The 16,162-nt window shown below is 57.7% G+C and carries 12 protein-coding genes and 1 pseudogene; 2 read left to right on the forward strand and 11 right to left on the reverse strand.

Annotated elements, in window-relative coordinates:
* Positions 1–70: 70 nt before the first annotated feature.
* A complete protein-coding gene (gene doeA, locus EOA60_RS00260) occupies positions 71–1,252 on the forward strand; it encodes an ectoine hydrolase DoeA (protein WP_127334781.1) in 1,182 nt (393 codons plus the stop codon).
* Positions 1,253–1,618: 366 nt separating this feature from the next.
* Here doeA and ehuA read toward each other — a convergent pair whose 3' ends face one another.
* The 7 genes from ehuA to EOA60_RS00295 all read right to left on the reverse strand — a co-directional run bounded on the left by ehuA (position 1,619) and on the right by EOA60_RS00295 (position 9,215).
* Positions 1,619–2,395: an ectoine/hydroxyectoine ABC transporter ATP-binding protein EhuA gene (gene ehuA / locus EOA60_RS00265; protein WP_127334788.1), complete on the reverse strand. Its 777-nt coding sequence runs from the start codon at positions 2,393–2,395 to the stop codon at positions 1,619–1,621.
* A 103-nt stretch (positions 2,396–2,498) separates the two neighbouring features.
* Positions 2,499–3,167 carry an ectoine/hydroxyectoine ABC transporter permease subunit EhuD gene (ehuD, locus tag EOA60_RS00270; protein WP_127334782.1) on the reverse strand — a complete coding sequence of 223 codons (669 nt, stop codon included), beginning with the start codon at positions 3,165–3,167 and terminating at the stop codon, positions 2,499–2,501.
* Complete coding sequence (gene ehuC, locus EOA60_RS00275; RefSeq protein WP_245479150.1) at positions 3,164–3,838, reverse strand: ectoine/hydroxyectoine ABC transporter permease subunit EhuC; 675 nt, start codon at positions 3,836–3,838, stop codon at positions 3,164–3,166. Before ehuC ends, ehuD begins: the two co-directional genes overlap by 4 nt.
* 79 nt (positions 3,839–3,917) lie before the next feature.
* The gene (ehuB, locus tag EOA60_RS00280) at positions 3,918–4,703 is read right to left on the reverse strand and encodes an ectoine/hydroxyectoine ABC transporter substrate-binding protein EhuB (protein WP_245479151.1); all 786 of its coding nucleotides are present in this window, start codon (positions 4,701–4,703) and stop codon (positions 3,918–3,920) included.
* Positions 4,704–5,174: 471 nt separating this feature from the next.
* Complete coding sequence (locus EOA60_RS00285) at positions 5,175–5,594, reverse strand: DUF2267 domain-containing protein (RefSeq protein WP_127334783.1); 420 nt, start codon at positions 5,592–5,594, stop codon at positions 5,175–5,177.
* A gap of 443 nt (positions 5,595–6,037) precedes the next feature.
* Positions 6,038–6,970 carry a 2-oxoglutarate and iron-dependent oxygenase domain-containing protein gene (locus tag EOA60_RS00290; protein WP_127334784.1) on the reverse strand — a complete coding sequence of 311 codons (933 nt, stop codon included), beginning with the start codon at positions 6,968–6,970 and terminating at the stop codon, positions 6,038–6,040.
* 547 nt (positions 6,971–7,517) lie between these two features.
* Positions 7,518–9,215, reverse strand: coding sequence for a GMC family oxidoreductase (locus tag EOA60_RS00295; RefSeq protein WP_127334785.1), 1,698 nt, complete (start codon positions 9,213–9,215; stop codon positions 7,518–7,520).
* Positions 9,216–11,104: 1,889 nt separating this feature from the next.
* Here EOA60_RS00295 and EOA60_RS00305 point away from each other — a divergent pair.
* On the forward strand, positions 11,105–11,371 hold the full coding sequence (locus EOA60_RS00305; protein WP_127248683.1) for a helix-turn-helix transcriptional regulator: 267 nt from the start codon (positions 11,105–11,107) through the stop codon (positions 11,369–11,371).
* Between the two features lie 952 nt (positions 11,372–12,323).
* On the opposite strand, the gene EOA60_RS00310 is transcribed toward EOA60_RS00305, so the two are convergent.
* From EOA60_RS00310 to ectB, 4 genes and pseudogenes are all read right to left on the reverse strand, one after another.
* Complete coding sequence (locus EOA60_RS00310) at positions 12,324–13,352, reverse strand: IS110 family transposase (protein WP_127334786.1); 1,029 nt, start codon at positions 13,350–13,352, stop codon at positions 12,324–12,326.
* A 178-nt stretch (positions 13,353–13,530) separates the two neighbouring features.
* A pseudogene (locus EOA60_RS37270) lies at positions 13,531–13,653 on the reverse strand (IS256 family transposase); the annotation flags it as partial.
* A 69-nt stretch (positions 13,654–13,722) separates the two neighbouring features.
* Positions 13,723–14,562: a hypothetical protein gene (locus tag EOA60_RS00315; protein ID WP_126080647.1), complete on the reverse strand. Its 840-nt coding sequence runs from the start codon at positions 14,560–14,562 to the stop codon at positions 13,723–13,725.
* Positions 14,555–15,811 carry a diaminobutyrate--2-oxoglutarate transaminase gene (ectB, locus tag EOA60_RS00320; RefSeq protein WP_127334787.1) on the reverse strand — a complete coding sequence of 419 codons (1,257 nt, stop codon included), beginning with the start codon at positions 15,809–15,811 and terminating at the stop codon, positions 14,555–14,557. The genes EOA60_RS00315 and ectB overlap by 8 nt, the downstream gene beginning before the upstream one ends.
* Positions 15,812–16,162: the final 351 nt, after the last annotated feature.

Here is a 16,162-nt window from a genome sequence, read left to right on the forward strand (position 1 = left end):
GCTGCTAAATTCGCGATATGGGCTTCGGGCTCTGTTTAAATCCGTCCAGTCCTATAGGGGAGCCAAAGAAATGGTCGCCACAAAATTGAATTTCAGCTTGGAAGAATATCGAGCGCGGCTTGGCAAAACGCGCTCTGAGATGCAGAGGCGCGGGATCGATATCCTCATCCTTAGCGAACCTGCGAACATGGCGTGGCTAACGGGGTATGATGGTTGGTCTTTCTATAATCACCAAGCGGTCATCCTGCCCCCAGAGGGTGACCCGATCTGGTGGGGCCGGTGCTCGGACGAGAACGGCGCGAGACGAACGGTCTATTTCTCGGATGAGAACGTCGTCAGTTATTCGGACAGCTACGTCCAGACACCTGTGTGTCATCCGATGGAAGATCTTTGCAAAGTGCTTGTCGACCGCAAGCTCGACAAGGGCCTCATCGGTCTGGAGAAGGACAACTACTATTTGTCTGCGACCGCCTTCGAAACTTTGGTTTCGCGATTACCCAATGCCAAATTCGTTGATGCGACGGTGCTTGTGAATTGGCAGCGGGCGATCAAGAGTCCTCAGGAACTCGAGTACATGCGCAAGGCGGGAGAGATCGTCACCCTCATGCATGAGCGCATTTTGGAAAAGATGGAACCGGGTATGCGCAAGTGTGACCTTGTTGCAGACATTTACGATGCTGCGATCCGCGGGACCTCCAAGTTCGGAGGTGATTATCCGTCCATCGTACCGATGCTTCCATCGGGCGCCGATTTAGCGGCGTGCCATCTCACATGGGACGATCAGCCTCTCCGGAACAACGAAGGTACCTACTTCGAGATCGCCGGTGTTTACAAGCGCTACCATGTCCCGACCGCGCGGACCTACTGCCTCGGCAGGGTGCCGCAGCATTTCTTGGATGCGGAGAAGGCCACTCTTGAGGGCATGGAAGTGGGCCTCCAGGTCGCAAAGCCAGGCGCGACTTGCGAAGACTGGGCCGTGGCATTCTTTGATGTCCTTGAGAGGTATGGACTGGAGAAAACAACTCGAGCCGGATATCCAGTCGGACTGTCATACCCTCCGGATTGGGGCGAACACACGATGAGCTTGCGGCGAGGTGACAGGACCGTGCTTCAGCCCGGCATGATCTTCCACTTCATGACTGGTTTCTGGTACGACTACTGGGGATTCGAAATCACCGAAACCGTTCTCATTACACCTGACGGCAACGAGTGCCTGTCGAAGGTACCCCGGAAACTTTTCGTCAAAGCCTAGCGGCTCGAGTGGGCTTCAGCGCTTGTAGTCCACTGGAGGCCAACCAGCACTTCATTTTCCCCAAATCCTTCGATCAGAGTGCTCTCGGAGCTTCGTCATGGCGACCTGGGCCAGGAGCAGTGCGAGCGGCACGCAGGCACGCATAAAGAGCCTGCTGCGCAATTAGGCGGGAGGGAGCAAAGGAGAGGTGCATCGGTGCGGGGGGCAAGTCTCGGGAGACCGGAACCTCGCCCGAACTACATCCAAAACACCGTCGCGACCTCCTGTTGTCCGGGCGACCTCCGTCAGAATCGCAGACGGCACAAGAGCCCCTTTCTCCTTATGTGCGATTCTCCTATCACAAAGGGAGGTAAAGCTCGGAGTATACTACCTCGCCTCCAGCACGGCACTGAGGAACTGCCGCGTCCGCTCATTCTGCGGATTGCCGAAAAGCTGGTCCGGCGGGCCTTGTTCGGCAATCTTGCCGCCGTAAAAGAAGCAGACGCGGTCGGAGAACTGCTTGGCGAAGCCCATCTGGTGCGTGACCATCAGCATGGTGAGATCGTGCTCGGCGCCGAGGTTGCGGATGACGTTGAGCACTTCTCCGACGAGCTCCGGGTCGAGTGCCGAAGTCACCTCGTCGAAGAGCATCACCTTGGGCCGCATAGCCATCGCCCGAGCGATCGCCACGCGCTGCTTCTGGCCGCCGGAGAGCTGGATCGGGAAATGGTTCTTCTTATCGCCGAGCCCGACCATGTCGAGCAGCTCCGCCGCTCGGGCCTCAGCCTCCTGCCGGGAGAGCCCAAGCACCGACACCGGCGCCTCCATGCAATTCTGCAGCGCGGTCATGTGGGGGAACAGGTTGAAGTGCTGGAACACCATGCCGATCTTGCCGCGTACGCGCCGCAAATGACGGTCGCTCGCCGGCACCATCTGGCCGTTCTTCTGCATGTGCGTGAGCGGCTCCCCGTCGACCCAGATCACCCCTCCGTCGATGCGCTCCAGCGTCATCAGCATGCGCAGCACAGTGGTCTTGCCCGAGCCGGAGGGGCCGATGATGCACACCTTCTCGTTGCGAGCAATGTCGAGATTGAGGTCGTCCAGCACCGTCAGCGCGCCGTAGCGCTTTGCCACATTCTCGAAACGGACCATAGGTTCGCCCATGACTTTCTCGTTGAGCGCGATGTTGAGATTGAGTTCCTCCAGCAGGCTATAGCGCGTCGTGACGTTCTCCAAAATATGGTTTCGCTCATGGCGGACGGACCTCCTACTGCAGATGGTAGCGGCGGTTTAGCCAGAAGCTCACCGACTGCACGATCGCGGAAGCGACCAGGCTGAACACGAGGTAGAAGAAGCCGACCATGGTGATCACCTCGATGTAGCGGTAGTTGTTCGCGCCGAAATTCTTCGCCTGCTGCAGCATCTCCAGGATGGCGATGGCTGCCAGGATCGGCGTGTCCTTGAACATGCCGATGAAGTAGTTGCCCAGAGCAGGCACTATCGGTGGGATCGCCTGCGGCAGGATGATGGCGCGCCAGGTTCGCATCGGCGACAGGTTGAGCGCTGTGCAGGCCTCCCATTGACCCCCTTCGACGTTCTCGATACCGCCGCGGTAGCACTCCGAGCAATAAGCGGCGTAATGGATGCCCAGCACGCCGATGCCAACTGTCCAAGCAGGGATGACGATCCCGAACTGCGGGCCGACAAAATAGACGAAGAACACCTGCAGCAGCAGCGGCGTGGAGCGGATGAACTCCACGATCTCCGCCATCGCGGTGGAGATGTAGCGGTTCGGCGACTGGCGGATGAGTGCAAAGACCAGGCCGAGCACCAGTGCAATCGCGAAGCCGAGCAGCGTGGCCTCAATCGTGACAATCGCCCCCCCATAAAGATACGGGAACGCCTCCCAAACGTAGGACCAGTCCCAGATGTTCACGCCTGTGCCTCCCGCACGAAGCCGCGCGAGAAGCGGCGTTCAAGCCAGCGCACGAAGGGCGTGATGAGGGCGCGCGCGATGACGTAATAGCCGAACAGCGCGACCGCGAAGAACAGCAAGTAATTGCCGGTGGCGTCGGCTGCCAGCTTGGAGGCGGTGGTGAGCTCGGTGATGGTGATGAAGAAGATGAGCGAGGTGCTCTTAAGCAGATCGATCAGCAGGTTGCCCCAGGCGGGCAGCATGGCGCGGATCGCCTGCGGCAGGATGATGCGCCGCATCGCGGTGAGCCGCGGCAAGTTGAGCGCGATGCTGGCTTCACACTGGCCGCGGTCGACGCCCTGGATGGCGGCGCGGACCAACTCGGCACCGTAACCGGACACATTCATGCCGATACCGAAGATTGCGACGGTCCAGGGTGACAACGCGACCCCGAAGATAGGCAGCACGAAGAACCACCAGTAGACCTGCACCAGCATCGACGTTCCGCGAAAGACTTCGATATAGGCGACGCCGAACCAGCGGAGCGGCCAAAGGGGCGAGATCCGGATCAGGCCGACGATCAGCCCCAGGATAACCGCCACCAGAGATGCCGCGAGGGTCACGACGAGGGTGACCATCACGCCCTTCGCGAGCGCCGCCACGCTGAAGCCGAGCGCGAACTCGCTCATCATGCCCTTACCCCCGCCGGGCGCTCCCCGGCCAGAGACGCGGAGGCGGTGAGGCGTATGGATGGCAATTTCCGGCCCGGCTTCAACGCTCGCAGAGCTCGGCTGCGGTGGTGCCGTCTGGCAGGGTGGCTTTAGTGTAGCCGTATTTGCCAACCGACGCCATCATCTTGTCCGAACCGATATAGTCTTTCAGCACGGCATTAAAGGCACCAACCTCCGCCTGCTGGTTGGGCAGGAAGGCGAGTCCCGAATAATAGCTGTTACCGACCGGGACCAGCGCAACGCTGTCGTCTTTGTCAGTGAACTCCTTCATTGTGAAGTAAGCGCCCGAACCCGCAGCGGCACGGCCGGCCTTCACTGCCTGCAGGATTTCCGCCGGGCCGGCGACCTGCATGATCTTGTCGTCAGGGACGCCGATTTTGTGCATGAGCTCGATTTCGCTGTAGCCCGCGCCCGTGACGAAGGTAAGGCCCTTGTCGCGCAGATCCTCGTAGGAGTGCAGTCCTTCCGGGTTGCCCTTCGGCACAATCAGCGCGTCGGTGGCCTTGACGATCGGTTCGGTGAACAGCACGTTGCGGCAGCGCTCCGGCAGGATGTACATCCCACCCGTGATGATGTCGAAGCGACCCGCCTGCAGGCCGGGAATGAGCGAGCCCCATTCGGTCACGACCGGCTCGACCTTGGTCGTGCCCAGCTTCTTCAGGATATCGATCGTCATCGCATTAACGAAGCCGAGCGGCTCGTTGTTCTCGCCAGGATACGCCCAGGGAACCTCGTTGGAGAAGCCGATCCGGACCGTCTCTCCGTTCTTGATCTTCTCGAGCAGCGACTGCGCCGAAGCCGAACCGGAAAACGAGGCGAGTGCCATCGTCGCTATCCCGAGTGCAGCAATTCCCCTCAGGATTGCACGTCTTAAGGGCCAATTCCTGATCTCGTCCTGTTTCCACCTGTACATCTGTAGTTCCTCCCAGATCACGCTCAATTTCGCCAATAGTCTCACAAACAAATAACGATCCTGAGACGCCCAGACTCCTTGGCCTTTGGTACCAACTGCTCCGTATCCATTTCATGAATGTAGCAGCATAAATCGGCCGCTTTGCACGAATCCCTGCCTATAAGCGCGGGAAATCGGCTTTTTCTCGCTGTGTACGCATATAGGCCGACTATTAGCCTTGCTCTAAGCGATGAATCGGTCGGACACGCTACAGCCAAGAGCTAAAACTTCTAGATCCCAGGAATTGCCTCAGTTGCTTAGTTGCGGAATTGTAAGAAGCACAACAAAGCCGGTTTCCTCGAGAACGCTCCCAAGCCGTTGGCTGGATGCTCATGGGCAGACCTCTCAGACTGGCCAAAGGTCATGCAGCACACCTGGACTGGTGGCTTTGGCATTTTCGACCTCTGCTGCAGGTAGGCGGTCCACAAATTGGGCTAGGACCGAGCGGGCAACCTCTTCCGGATCCACCGCTGCGTCATGGTGGACGCTGTCGTGGATCCTGTCTAGAATCGAGTTACGATTTCTTCCGTTGGGTCGGCCGGTGGGATTCCAACCCTCGTAGTAAAAACCGCGCAGTAAAGCTGGCAGCTGTGCCCCCATGTAAACCGCCTCGTCGCGATCCAGGCAGTCACGCAGGGCGTGCAGGGTCGCAATCAGAGCTCGGTAGACCCGCTCCCGATCCTGCCAGCGAAGTCTCCACATCAGATCGCTGATCCAATTCTGCGTTGCTTGCAATGTGCTATTTAGATCATGGTTTACGCCCATGACACTCTCCTGTCCCTTAATATTATCAGGACTATCTGACCTAACTACAACCGTTCGAGGAGGAAATGTCACACGCCTCTTGGACGGCTAATGATGGTGTAGCCAGGGTTGCAACTTCAATTCCAAGGTTGAGTAGATCGCAGACGAATACACCTACATCTTCAGCGTACGGGCTCCATCCGGCGGTAGTCGCTCCGCCTCTCTTTCGGAAGCCTCAGCGCAGTGGCACGAACGGAAATCCGACCGGGGAACCTGCTGAACTCTCGTCGGGCACAATTCAAACAATACGCCAGTACCAGGTGCCTCATTCCTCGAGCCTAGAAGGCCGCCGCGTTAGACGCGACGGCGGCACGAATTGCTTCTCGGAGAGTTCTTCTAGGGGATCACGTCGGCGTGTGCTACGTCGTCGCCGTAGTTTGCTCACGCTTCAAAAAGCCGAACACCTACTGCAACTCTCGCGCGCGCCCGGCGCCATTCCCCTTTTCCCATATTGACTCGTAGTTGCGCAGCATCATTTCCGCGACACCAAAGGTGTGATTGCCTTGCCGCGAAGTCAGGCGAGCGTCGATGTCGGGATAGATAAAGAAGGGCAGGGAAATTCGTTCGGCAGGACCACTGTGCACGACCTGATGCGGCGTACTCTTGAACCGGTTGTCGCTCAAGGCCTGAAGCATGTCGCCCAGATTGACCACGAGACTGTCGGGGAGGCTTGGCGCCGGTATCCAACGCTCGTGGAACCACACCTGCAAGGAGCGCGTGGGGAGTTCCTCCTGCAGCAGCAGCGTGAAAAAGCCATTGTCGGTATGTTTAGCGGCCGCGCCACCGGTAGATGGATATCGGATCACGCGTTGCAGAACCGTCGGCGGGCTGAAATGGCGTCGGAACCAGCCTTTTTCCATATCGAGCAGGTCGGCCAGCGCGTTCCCGAGCTGCGGGACGACGCCGTTAAGCACGGTAGCCTGCAAAGCAAGGAGGCTCCGCGCGAAACCTGGAGCTAAGGCGTCGTCCGGAAGGCGTGTGCGTCCGGCAAATGGACGCCGGTCGCTTTCATTCTCGATACCGAGGTCAAACATTTCCTTTGGGTCCGGCCCGGCCTCGGGATGCAGCATTTCACCGTGCAACGGACTGTATCCACGGGCGGTGGTGGGGTGGACGTTTTGAAAGGCGTGACCATAGCGTTCCTTCGTAGCCAGGGGCAACGCGAAGAAGCGCCGGGAAGCGTCGATCGCTTGTGTAATCTGTTCTTTCGGGATTCCGTGCTCGATAAGGTAGAAGAATCCGTACTCCTCGCAGGCCGTGCATAATCGCTGTTGCTCTTCACGTCGCGTTGCATCGGATGACAGTTTCGCCAATGAGATTTGCGGTAGCGTAGTCATAGTCGCTCCTCCGTCGGTGCTGTGCCCCTGTGGGGCCACTTAAGCGAAAAGCTTGTTTTACATAAACAGATCTATTCTCTGTCGCAGCGAATATCCTCTAGATTTCCCACCGGCGCAACACAAAATATGTTAAGAATATGCGAAATTACTGTACAGTTGTACTTAACCGTCCTTGAACATCCGTAGCAGGCGAGGTTTGTGACCCCCCTCGAGTTCAGGAAGGGACGATGAGCACTTTCCTGCAAATGCGAAAGCCTGTTCGATGATGTGCGCGAGATCTGCCCAAATTCACGCTGGCCCGGGTGTGGACGGCGTACACCCAGCCCGTATCGCGATGTTGATACAGACGAATGACCGCCACGTTCCAGTGCGTTGGCAATGCGCAACAGCAAGCATCAGTAGGCATGTTGATAGGGACGGAATTGCCAAACTTGTGTGAGTGAAAGCAACGGCAAGTTCTACCTCTTCGGGAATTGTCTGGCATTTGACAGCTCATAAACCTCGATCGCTTGGCGAAAAACGAATCCGGCCACAAGAAGATTTTTGATCACCTTTTCGCTGATGATTCCCGGTCTTCTTTTAAAATTGCGTCAGCCATCTTCTCAGCCACCATGATCGTCGGAATGTTTGTATTGGCGCGGGGGCAGAACGGCATCACCGAAGCATCGGCAATCCTCAAGCCCGAAACGCCCCGAACCCGGCCCGACGGATCAGTCACCGCAGCAGGGTCGGAGGCTTGCCCTATCTTGCAGCTCGAAGTCGGATGCCAGTTGCCGGTCACATTCTGTCGGACAAATCGGTCGAGATGCTCCTCGTTTTTGATCAGATCTGAAATGCTATGACCATCGGTTATGACATGGCTAATGAGGGCGCGGCGAAAGCGTGGAGAACTGTCCATAAGCAAAGCAAGCACCGAGGTGAGCCCGTAATTAACGCAATTGACCTTGCTGACCTGCTTCGCTCGTGCATTCCAAGCTGAGGGAAACGGGTCAAGCGCGACCGCCGACAGGGAATCCTGCTTCAGTAGGCGGGCCATGAAACAGAATCCGTGCTTCAGTCGATCGGCGTCCCGCTTGTCGCTCAACCAGTTGAAATCTACCTGCGGCTCTACGGTATGAGAGCGATCCTTGAGCACGATCGTTCCTGTCGAGTAAACTCGGTTGACCCACAAATAGAGGGAGCCGAGGCGCTTGCCCAGCGGGTGCCAGGCCGACTTGGCAACTCCCGATATTGCCATGTCCGTCGACGGGCACCCATTGTAGCCCGAAGAGTAACGGGCGTGCATCTGGATGTGGCCGCTCACATTGGGCGCCATGCGATCGCATGGTTTCAAATACGCAGAAACGGCGATCCCTGGATGTTCTTGAAGGTTCTGGCCCACACCTCTTACATCTGCCACAACCGGAATACCGAGATTTGTCAGTTGCTCGGCCGGGCCGACCCCGGAGCGCATCAATATGGTGGGGGAGTGGACAGCTCCTGCGCAGAGGATCACGCTTGAAGCGAGATACGACTGCTGGCCGAAGTTGTTTTCCGTCTCGACCCCCGTAATGGCGCGGCCTGAAAAGGCCAGCCGCACAACCGTCGTTTCGGGCAAGATTGTCAAATTGTGTCGGGAGCGGACGCTCTCGGACAAGTAGGCCATCGCAGCGGAAACGCGATGCCCGTTTCGATTGGTCAAGGGAACAACCGAGTATCCGTCACCAAATTCACCATTGAAGTCCGGCCTGAAATGAAGACCCTCCTTTTCATACGCTCTCGATACCGCTCGGATAAAGCCGGACCAATCTGTTTGCCGCACCCGGCTTATTGGCAGCGGACCAGCCTTGCCGTGAAATTCGCCGCCGAAATCCAGATCGCATTCGAGGCGACGGAAGTAGGGTAGAACCTCCTCCCAACTCCAGCCCGCTGCACCGCTCGAGACCCAGTCATTGTAGTCTTCGGGACCACCGCGGTTGGCCACCTGAGCATTGATGCTGGAGCCGCCGCCCATCACCCGGGCCTGCTCGTAATGAATGGGCTTGCGGCCATCCCGGACTGTGGTCGCGTCGAGTAAAGGCCATTGATAATCAGGATTGAAGTAAGCACGTGTTGGGTTGCCTTCCAAGATGTCATCAGGGACGGCATTCGGGGGCGTATCAGGACCGGCTTCGATGAGCAGTACGCGATGTCCATCGGCGGAGAGCCTGCTCGCCACGACGGATCCAGAGGAACCGCCACCGATCACGATATAATCGAAAACCACACAAGCCTCCCACTATCCACATGATGCTCAGACGAGGGATAACGGGGCACTATTTAGGCTCCCCCAGCAGAGGATCACTCGTCAGGCAGCTAAATACGTGATGGTGCCGTAGGAAATCCACACTACACCCTAGTAGTTGGTAAGAGGCCGAGAATCAGCTAGGATGACAAGCAGAGTGAATGTCGAGATGGCCGCGTGATGGGCGAGTCACGTGGGGGTTCCTTTCTGAGAGATGGTAATTTGAATTAAACTCCTCAGATACGGAAATTACCGAAGGCCGAGGCGAGCCCTCAACGCCGACGCACAACAAGAACGCAGCGGCTCCGCAACTGTTGCCTACGACGCAGCAATTTCGTCAAGTTTAGCCGCTATCTTGCAGTCATCCCACCGATGCGACCTGGCCGATCTTCTTCCAGCTCGCGCCGGCACGTTACGCGCCCCCCTGGCGAGACCGTGTGCGGCCCGCCTTTACGGCGTGGCGCTCGGACGAGCGACGATCCCGAAGGATATCCTATGTTCCGTGCGCTTGCTGTTCCTCATGCTAAAAGTCATTCCCGCCTATAAGCGGACGCGTCAACCACTAGATGCCGTAGTATCAGTGCTTTCCCGCAAGCTCTAGAAGCCACGGTGTGTTCAGCGCACTGAAGGGTGCATCGGCATGCAGAGCAACGTCACGACCCTAGAGCTTGCGAGGTGCATCTGTGCGGCAGACGAGTTGGGGCGCAAGATGGGCCTTCACATTACCATGGGCGAAGATTTTGAAGAGTACGTTGGGATCACCAGCAGACTTCCCGGGAAGTCACCAACGTATCCAAGCTTCCGTCCCGACTGTTCTTATCTTCCGCCTGGAAAGGCCTTTTGGATCGTCGGGCGTGATCAGGATGGAAGAGTAGCGCACGTACAAGCAATGCGTCTATATCATCTATCCAACACAGACGTTGCTGAGCACCTTGGGTCGTTGAGAGCCTGGTTCGCGGATCCTACCTTCATAGCCGGGTCTTCCTCGTCTCGCTGCGATGCGCCCACTGGCCGCAGCATGACTGGGCTGGTCGCCTATCATGGCGACATCTGGTTGCGCGAGGACTTCAGAGGCCGCGGTCTCTCTACCTTTATCGGTCGCATTGCATTTGGACTAGCCTGGGCTAAATGGTCGCCGGACTTCATCTATGCGCTGGTTGCCGATTGGCACATCCAAAAAGGCGTTGTCAATCAATATGGGTATCTACATCAGGAGCCACACGGATCAGTCCTGCACTTGCCCGCGCACGGGATAGATGACGACGATTGGCTCGTTTGGCTGACACGAGACGAACTGTTGAAGACGGTTCGTGCCTCATCAGTGCAGGCGCCCGGTGAGAATACTGTGGCGAGAGCCGACTCTCGATCATGGACCGTATCGCCAGACTGATCTGAGCCGGAATCAGATGGCGTAGCTGCCGGTCGACACCGCGTGTCCATTGGCATGTGGCATCCGGCAGGTTCCAAGAAGGCCTCGGACGCGACATACACGCGACCGCGGGGACCGCCGATTCAAGCGACGAGGACCGGAAGTGAGGTTGATTTTCCCAATGCAAGTCGAAAGGATTGCCCGCGAGATGTTCGTCCTCCCGTCGGGTTGGCGGGCGGGCCAGAGCCAAGCCCACCTTATCAACTGCGTCGGACAGACTTTCGGTAATCCCATTCACAACTATCCAGAATCTAAGATGTTTCACCATTTTTAAGTTGTGCAATATAAATATCAATATAATTTTACGTTCCGATAACTCACCGAGGGGAAACTCCGTGCTAAAGCTTTAACGCCGACCTGCCAAGGACGGCGCGCCGAGCCTTAGCCGCAGCTTTGTGCGCCGCTCGCAATATTCGGTGCAAACGGTTGCGGAGAAGGAATTATGGAACGCCCCCAACTCGAAGAAGTGCCCGTCCTTTCCGAAAAGGAAATAGAGTGCATACTCTGGGCAGCCAGAGGGAAATCGTCGTGGGAGATAGGACGAATACTTAACAGGTCCGAAAACACTGTGAATTTTCATATAAAAAACGTAATGCGGAAATTGGACACGGGCAGCAGAACGGTCGCTGCTATGAAGGCGGTAAGCCTCGGGATCATCGAACTGGAGGAAGCGGTGAGCGCCGCCGAAGTGTCGTCCGGCGACGATTAGAGTCTCGGTCTTTTCTGTAAGGCCGCTGAGCCCCCAACCCGAATTGCGACGAAGCGGATTGCGCCAATAATCCCGTTATGGCTGCCGGGTCTCATAGTCGACCCACGAATGCGGCCTCGCAGTCTTGAACAACACGATGAGACAACGCCCACGGACCTGGGGAACGCGAGTTTTCGTCCATCGCATCCTCGGGCCGGGTTGTGTTCACATTCATGAGGTGATCGAGAAGGCTGACCGGGAGGTTTTCCGCTGCGGGCGCGGTCTGAACCGCGTGGCGCAACTGCCCCAGTACTTGGGGTCTTGGTGACTTGCTGCAGGACGGAACGGCCGAATAGGATTCGGGGCACAGCACCAGGGCCGACCACGCGTCATCGGAGGGTTCAAGCTGCGCCAGCGCACAGAGACCGCGCAGATGCCACCATGGCAGGCGCTGGCCGAAGAGACGCTCCTGATGCGGCAAAGCTGACAGTGCGCCTGAACCTCGACGAGGTTGGCGTAGACGAGTCGTTATGTCGTGGAGTCCTCGGCCCATCGGCGTCTGCACAATCTGAGAGCAGCCGAGCGCACCGGTCAACGGGAGGTGGCGCGCGTGATGGACGAGAAGATTCCGGCTCAATCATCTGGAGCGCCCTGCAGTCTGCGATGCGCCGTCGCCTGGTGAATTGTGTGCGTCAAGTTCTTGTGTGGATGCCAGCCATTTTGCAAGGAAGAACCTGAAGCATTGGACGTGTGATCGAGTGCGGTCATGTGTCAGGCCTTGATTTGCGGCCGTTCCATGTGCCGCGGGCCGGTATGGTGATGCGCGGATCAGGTCCAAATCAGCAAAGCGAGCTTGCGTGGGCTCTCAACTTGACTCTGGTTTTCCTGACCCCGATCTGATCGATCATTTGCCCATGCAGTTCACGCCTTCCTCACATCTCCGACGTCCCGGTCTCAGGTGCGTTGTTGCAAATCACGCAGGCAACGTCGCCGGATTCCGGTAGTCCTCCTGTTTCGTCAGCATGGCCCAGATGCCACGCGCCATCTTGTTGGCCAGCGCGATTGCCACCAGCATGCGCGGTTTCTTCAACATCAAGCGGGCAAGCCAGGAACCGTCGGGCGCGCGCCTCCGAGACGCCCATCGAACCACAGCCATGGCGCCGATGATGAGCAACCGCCGAATATCTCGCTGGCCCATCTTCGATACCTTCCCTAATCGTTGCTTGCCGCCGCTCGACTTCTGCCGAGGGACCAGCCCGAGCCAGGCGGCGAAATCGCGACCGCACTTGAAAGCCTCCATCGGCGGCGCAAAGGTTTCAATGGCAAGGGCAGCGATAGGGCCGACACCGGGCATGGTTTGCAACCGCCGAGATGTTGCAGCTTGCTTGGACAGCGTGTCCATCGTCTTCTTCAATGCCGCGAGCCGGCTGCTCAACTGGTCGATTTGGTCAAGGAGAGCGCTGCAGATGTCGCGGACCAGATCCGGCAGGTCTGCGCTCTCGTCCTCGACGATCTCTGCCAGACGTGGCAGGTGGCCGATGCCTTGCGGAGCAACATAACCGAACTCATAGAGGTGCGCGCGCAGCGCATTCACCAATTCGGTTCGCTGATTCACGAACTGCTCTCTGGTGCGAAACACGATAGCCCGGGACTGCTGCTCCTTGGTCTTCGGTTCGACAAAGCGCATTGTCGGTCGTTGCGCTGCTTCGACGATCGCCTCCGCATCTGCGACGTCGTTCTTCTGCCGCTTGACGAACGGTTTGACATAGGCCGGGGCAATCAGTCTTGGCTCATGGCCAAGCCGAGCCATCTGACGGGCCCAGTAGTGCGAGCTGCCGCACGCTTCCATCGCCACGACACATGCCGGTTGACTCGCCATGAACTTGCAAAACTGCAGGCGCGACAGCTTCTTGCGGAACACAACCGATCCATCAGCTGCCGCCCCGTGCAGCTGAAAGACCTTCTTTGCCAGATCGACCCCAATGATGGTAACCTTTTCCATCGATGCCTGCCTCTCCTTTGCGTGGCGCTAACACCACAAACTTTGGCACATTGCGATGCCGTCGGAGAAGGCTGGCATCCACCCCATCAGCAAAAATGGCGTGGCATTCAGCGGTGACGTTGGCGTGTCCGCCGCGCAGCCCCCGTGCCTAGCGGAGCGGCGGACACGCGGGCGGTGCTCAGGCGGCCAATGCCCTCAGGCTCTCCTTCTTGTGCTCGCGCAGATGCTCCATGTTGAGATAGCGGGTCGCCTCGAGCCAGTTCTCGTGGATTTCCACCGCCAGCGCCCGCAACGGCCGCAGCTGGCGCAGTTCATCGAGATGTGCCTCGTCGACCATGCTGACCGACGGCCTACGGTGCCACGTCCTATTTCAGGTCCACCAGAGAACAAGATCTGGCCGCGCAAATCCGAAAAAGCAATTCAGCAGCACGCGACGCTTTCCGTTGCCTGATTGACCGGTAACCCCGTGAACGAAGCCGCCATCGATTAGGGCGATATCCCCAGTTTTGAGCTCGAACTCGCGGCAAGGGACGGCCTCCAGATAGGCTGCCGAATAGGGATATCCAGTGGTCTCCACACCTTGCGATATCCGGTCCGCAACCGTCGGCTTGTGGCTCCAGAGCTTCAGATTGCCGCCTTCCTCAGGCATGCTGGGATAGAGGTTGAGCGCTGCGACCGTATTGTGCGCCACCGCAGAAAGCTCGTAATCATCGCCAGCACGTAAGACTTGAGCGACGTCGTCGTGGGGATCCAAGGAAAACGTGCCTGTGCCCGACCAACTGAGGCCGCGACAAACATTGGCCTGGCCGTGTTCGGAACGGGCTAGCCGCAATTCGATTCCCTGGTTGTGAAGCTCTCGCTTCAACGCCCCGAATACTGCTCGAACCGGGTCAACCAAATTCTTAAAAAGGGCATCGACGTACGGCCGCGCGTTTTCGGCGTCTGCGAAATAGGTGGCTGCATCCTTCCTGTAGTGAGATGCGCCGACATATTGTCCGGGCACACCATCTTTACGCTCTCTGAGACCGGAGCTTCCAATAAAGTTCGTGGTGATCTCCTCGGCTACTTCGGTGCTGAAAGCTTGCTTGATGTGCAGAGCGGTGAGCTCACCTTTCAGGACCGAGATGATCTCCGCCGTGTTGATCGACCCGGTCCGTTCTTTGATCGAAACCGGCGAGATGGCTGGCACTTGAGATATCTGACTAGGCATTGTCTTGCTCCTGTAGTGCGTGTTCAAGGATGGTGATGCCACGATCGAGTTCGGCATCGGTGATGGTTATCGGCGGGAGGACTTTGATAACGTCGCGATTTGGCCCCGAGGATTCGATAAGAAGGCCATTTTCGAACGCGACATCGTGCACGCGGCCGACAACTGCCGGTGAACGGCATTTCAGGCCGGCCATCAGACCGCGGCCGCGCTTCTGTTCGATGTATCTTGGAAATTTCGCAACCAGGCGATCGAGGTGCGTTTGCAGCCTGACGGCTGTCCGCTCGACACCTGCAGTAAATTTCCTATCCGACCACATCTTGCACATGGCTCCTGCCGTCACGAAGGCGAAATTGTTGCCTCTGAAGGTCCCGCTATGTTCTCCGGGCTTCCATATGTCCAAGTCGGGTCGAATCAGAACGATAGACAGCGGGCTACCTGAACCGCTTAGGGACTTGGAAAGACACACAATATCCGGTTCGATTTTCGCGGACTCGAATGAGAAGAAATCGCCAGTTCGGCCCGCGCCCGCCTGGATATCGTCGACGATAAAAACAATGCCGTGAGTACGGCAAATGCGCTGAATTTCCGTGAGCCAAGCTGCGGATGCGGCGTTCATGCCGCCTTCTGCCTGGATGGTCTCCAGAATGATTGCGGCAGGCTTTTCTATGCCGCTCCCCGGGTCGCTCAAAACGCTGTCGATGTAACTGGCGGAATCGAAAGCTTGGCTCGGATAGCCCTCATAGGGAACACGGATCACATCGTGGCGAGCGACGCCTCCCAGTTCCCTGGTTGAGGCCGAGCCCGACACCGCTAGCGAGCCGAGCGACATGCCGTGGAACGCATTCGTAAAGGCCATGACGCTCGAGCGGCCGGTGTATTTTCGCGCCAGCGCCAGCGCCGCTTCGTTGGCGTTCGTGCCGGTCGGCCCGGGAAACTGAATCTTGTACGAAAGGCCTCTGGGTTTCAGGATCCAATCGACGAACCCTTCAATGAAGTCACGCTTTGCCGCCGTATGCATATCAAGCGACAGAAGAATGTTCTCACCGACGAGATATTCAATCGCTGGCGCCATAATATCCGGATTGTTGTGCCCGTAGTTGAGTGCGCCGGAACCCACCAGGAAATCGATAAAGGGCTTACCCGTCTCGTCCCAGATCGTCGCCCCAAGGGCCTTCGTAAAGACGGTGGGGAACGCCCGGCAATAACGACGAACGTTAGATTCATGAGCCGTGAAAGCGTCGGTGTCCATATCAAGTCCTCTGCACATAGTCTTTCAAAGAAGAGAGCTGTTTAATGGCTAGTGGTTTGCGGCAGATGTTCGTCGCTTAACGTTGAAGCAGAATGCCGGAGGCAGCTTTGTTTGGTCTGGGTTTGGTCTGGTGATGCCGGCATCCTCATCAAATATTGTTGGGTTGCGTTGCCCTCCATTCGGATGCTTTCGAATGTGCTGCAACAGGATGGCTTCTAAAGCTTCCGCGAAAGCATCGCTACTATGGCATCAGGTAGTTGACGTACCCACCCTTCGCTGCCCATAGCGCTCCGGACAAATGAATGAGTCCAAGGAGATCAGCAGGGTCGCGTCGCCAGAGGTTGTGTCGCT

The sequence above is a fragment of the Mesorhizobium sp. M1A.F.Ca.IN.020.06.1.1 genome (assembly GCF_004023265.1).
Taxonomy (GTDB): domain Bacteria; phylum Pseudomonadota; class Alphaproteobacteria; order Rhizobiales; family Rhizobiaceae; genus Mesorhizobium.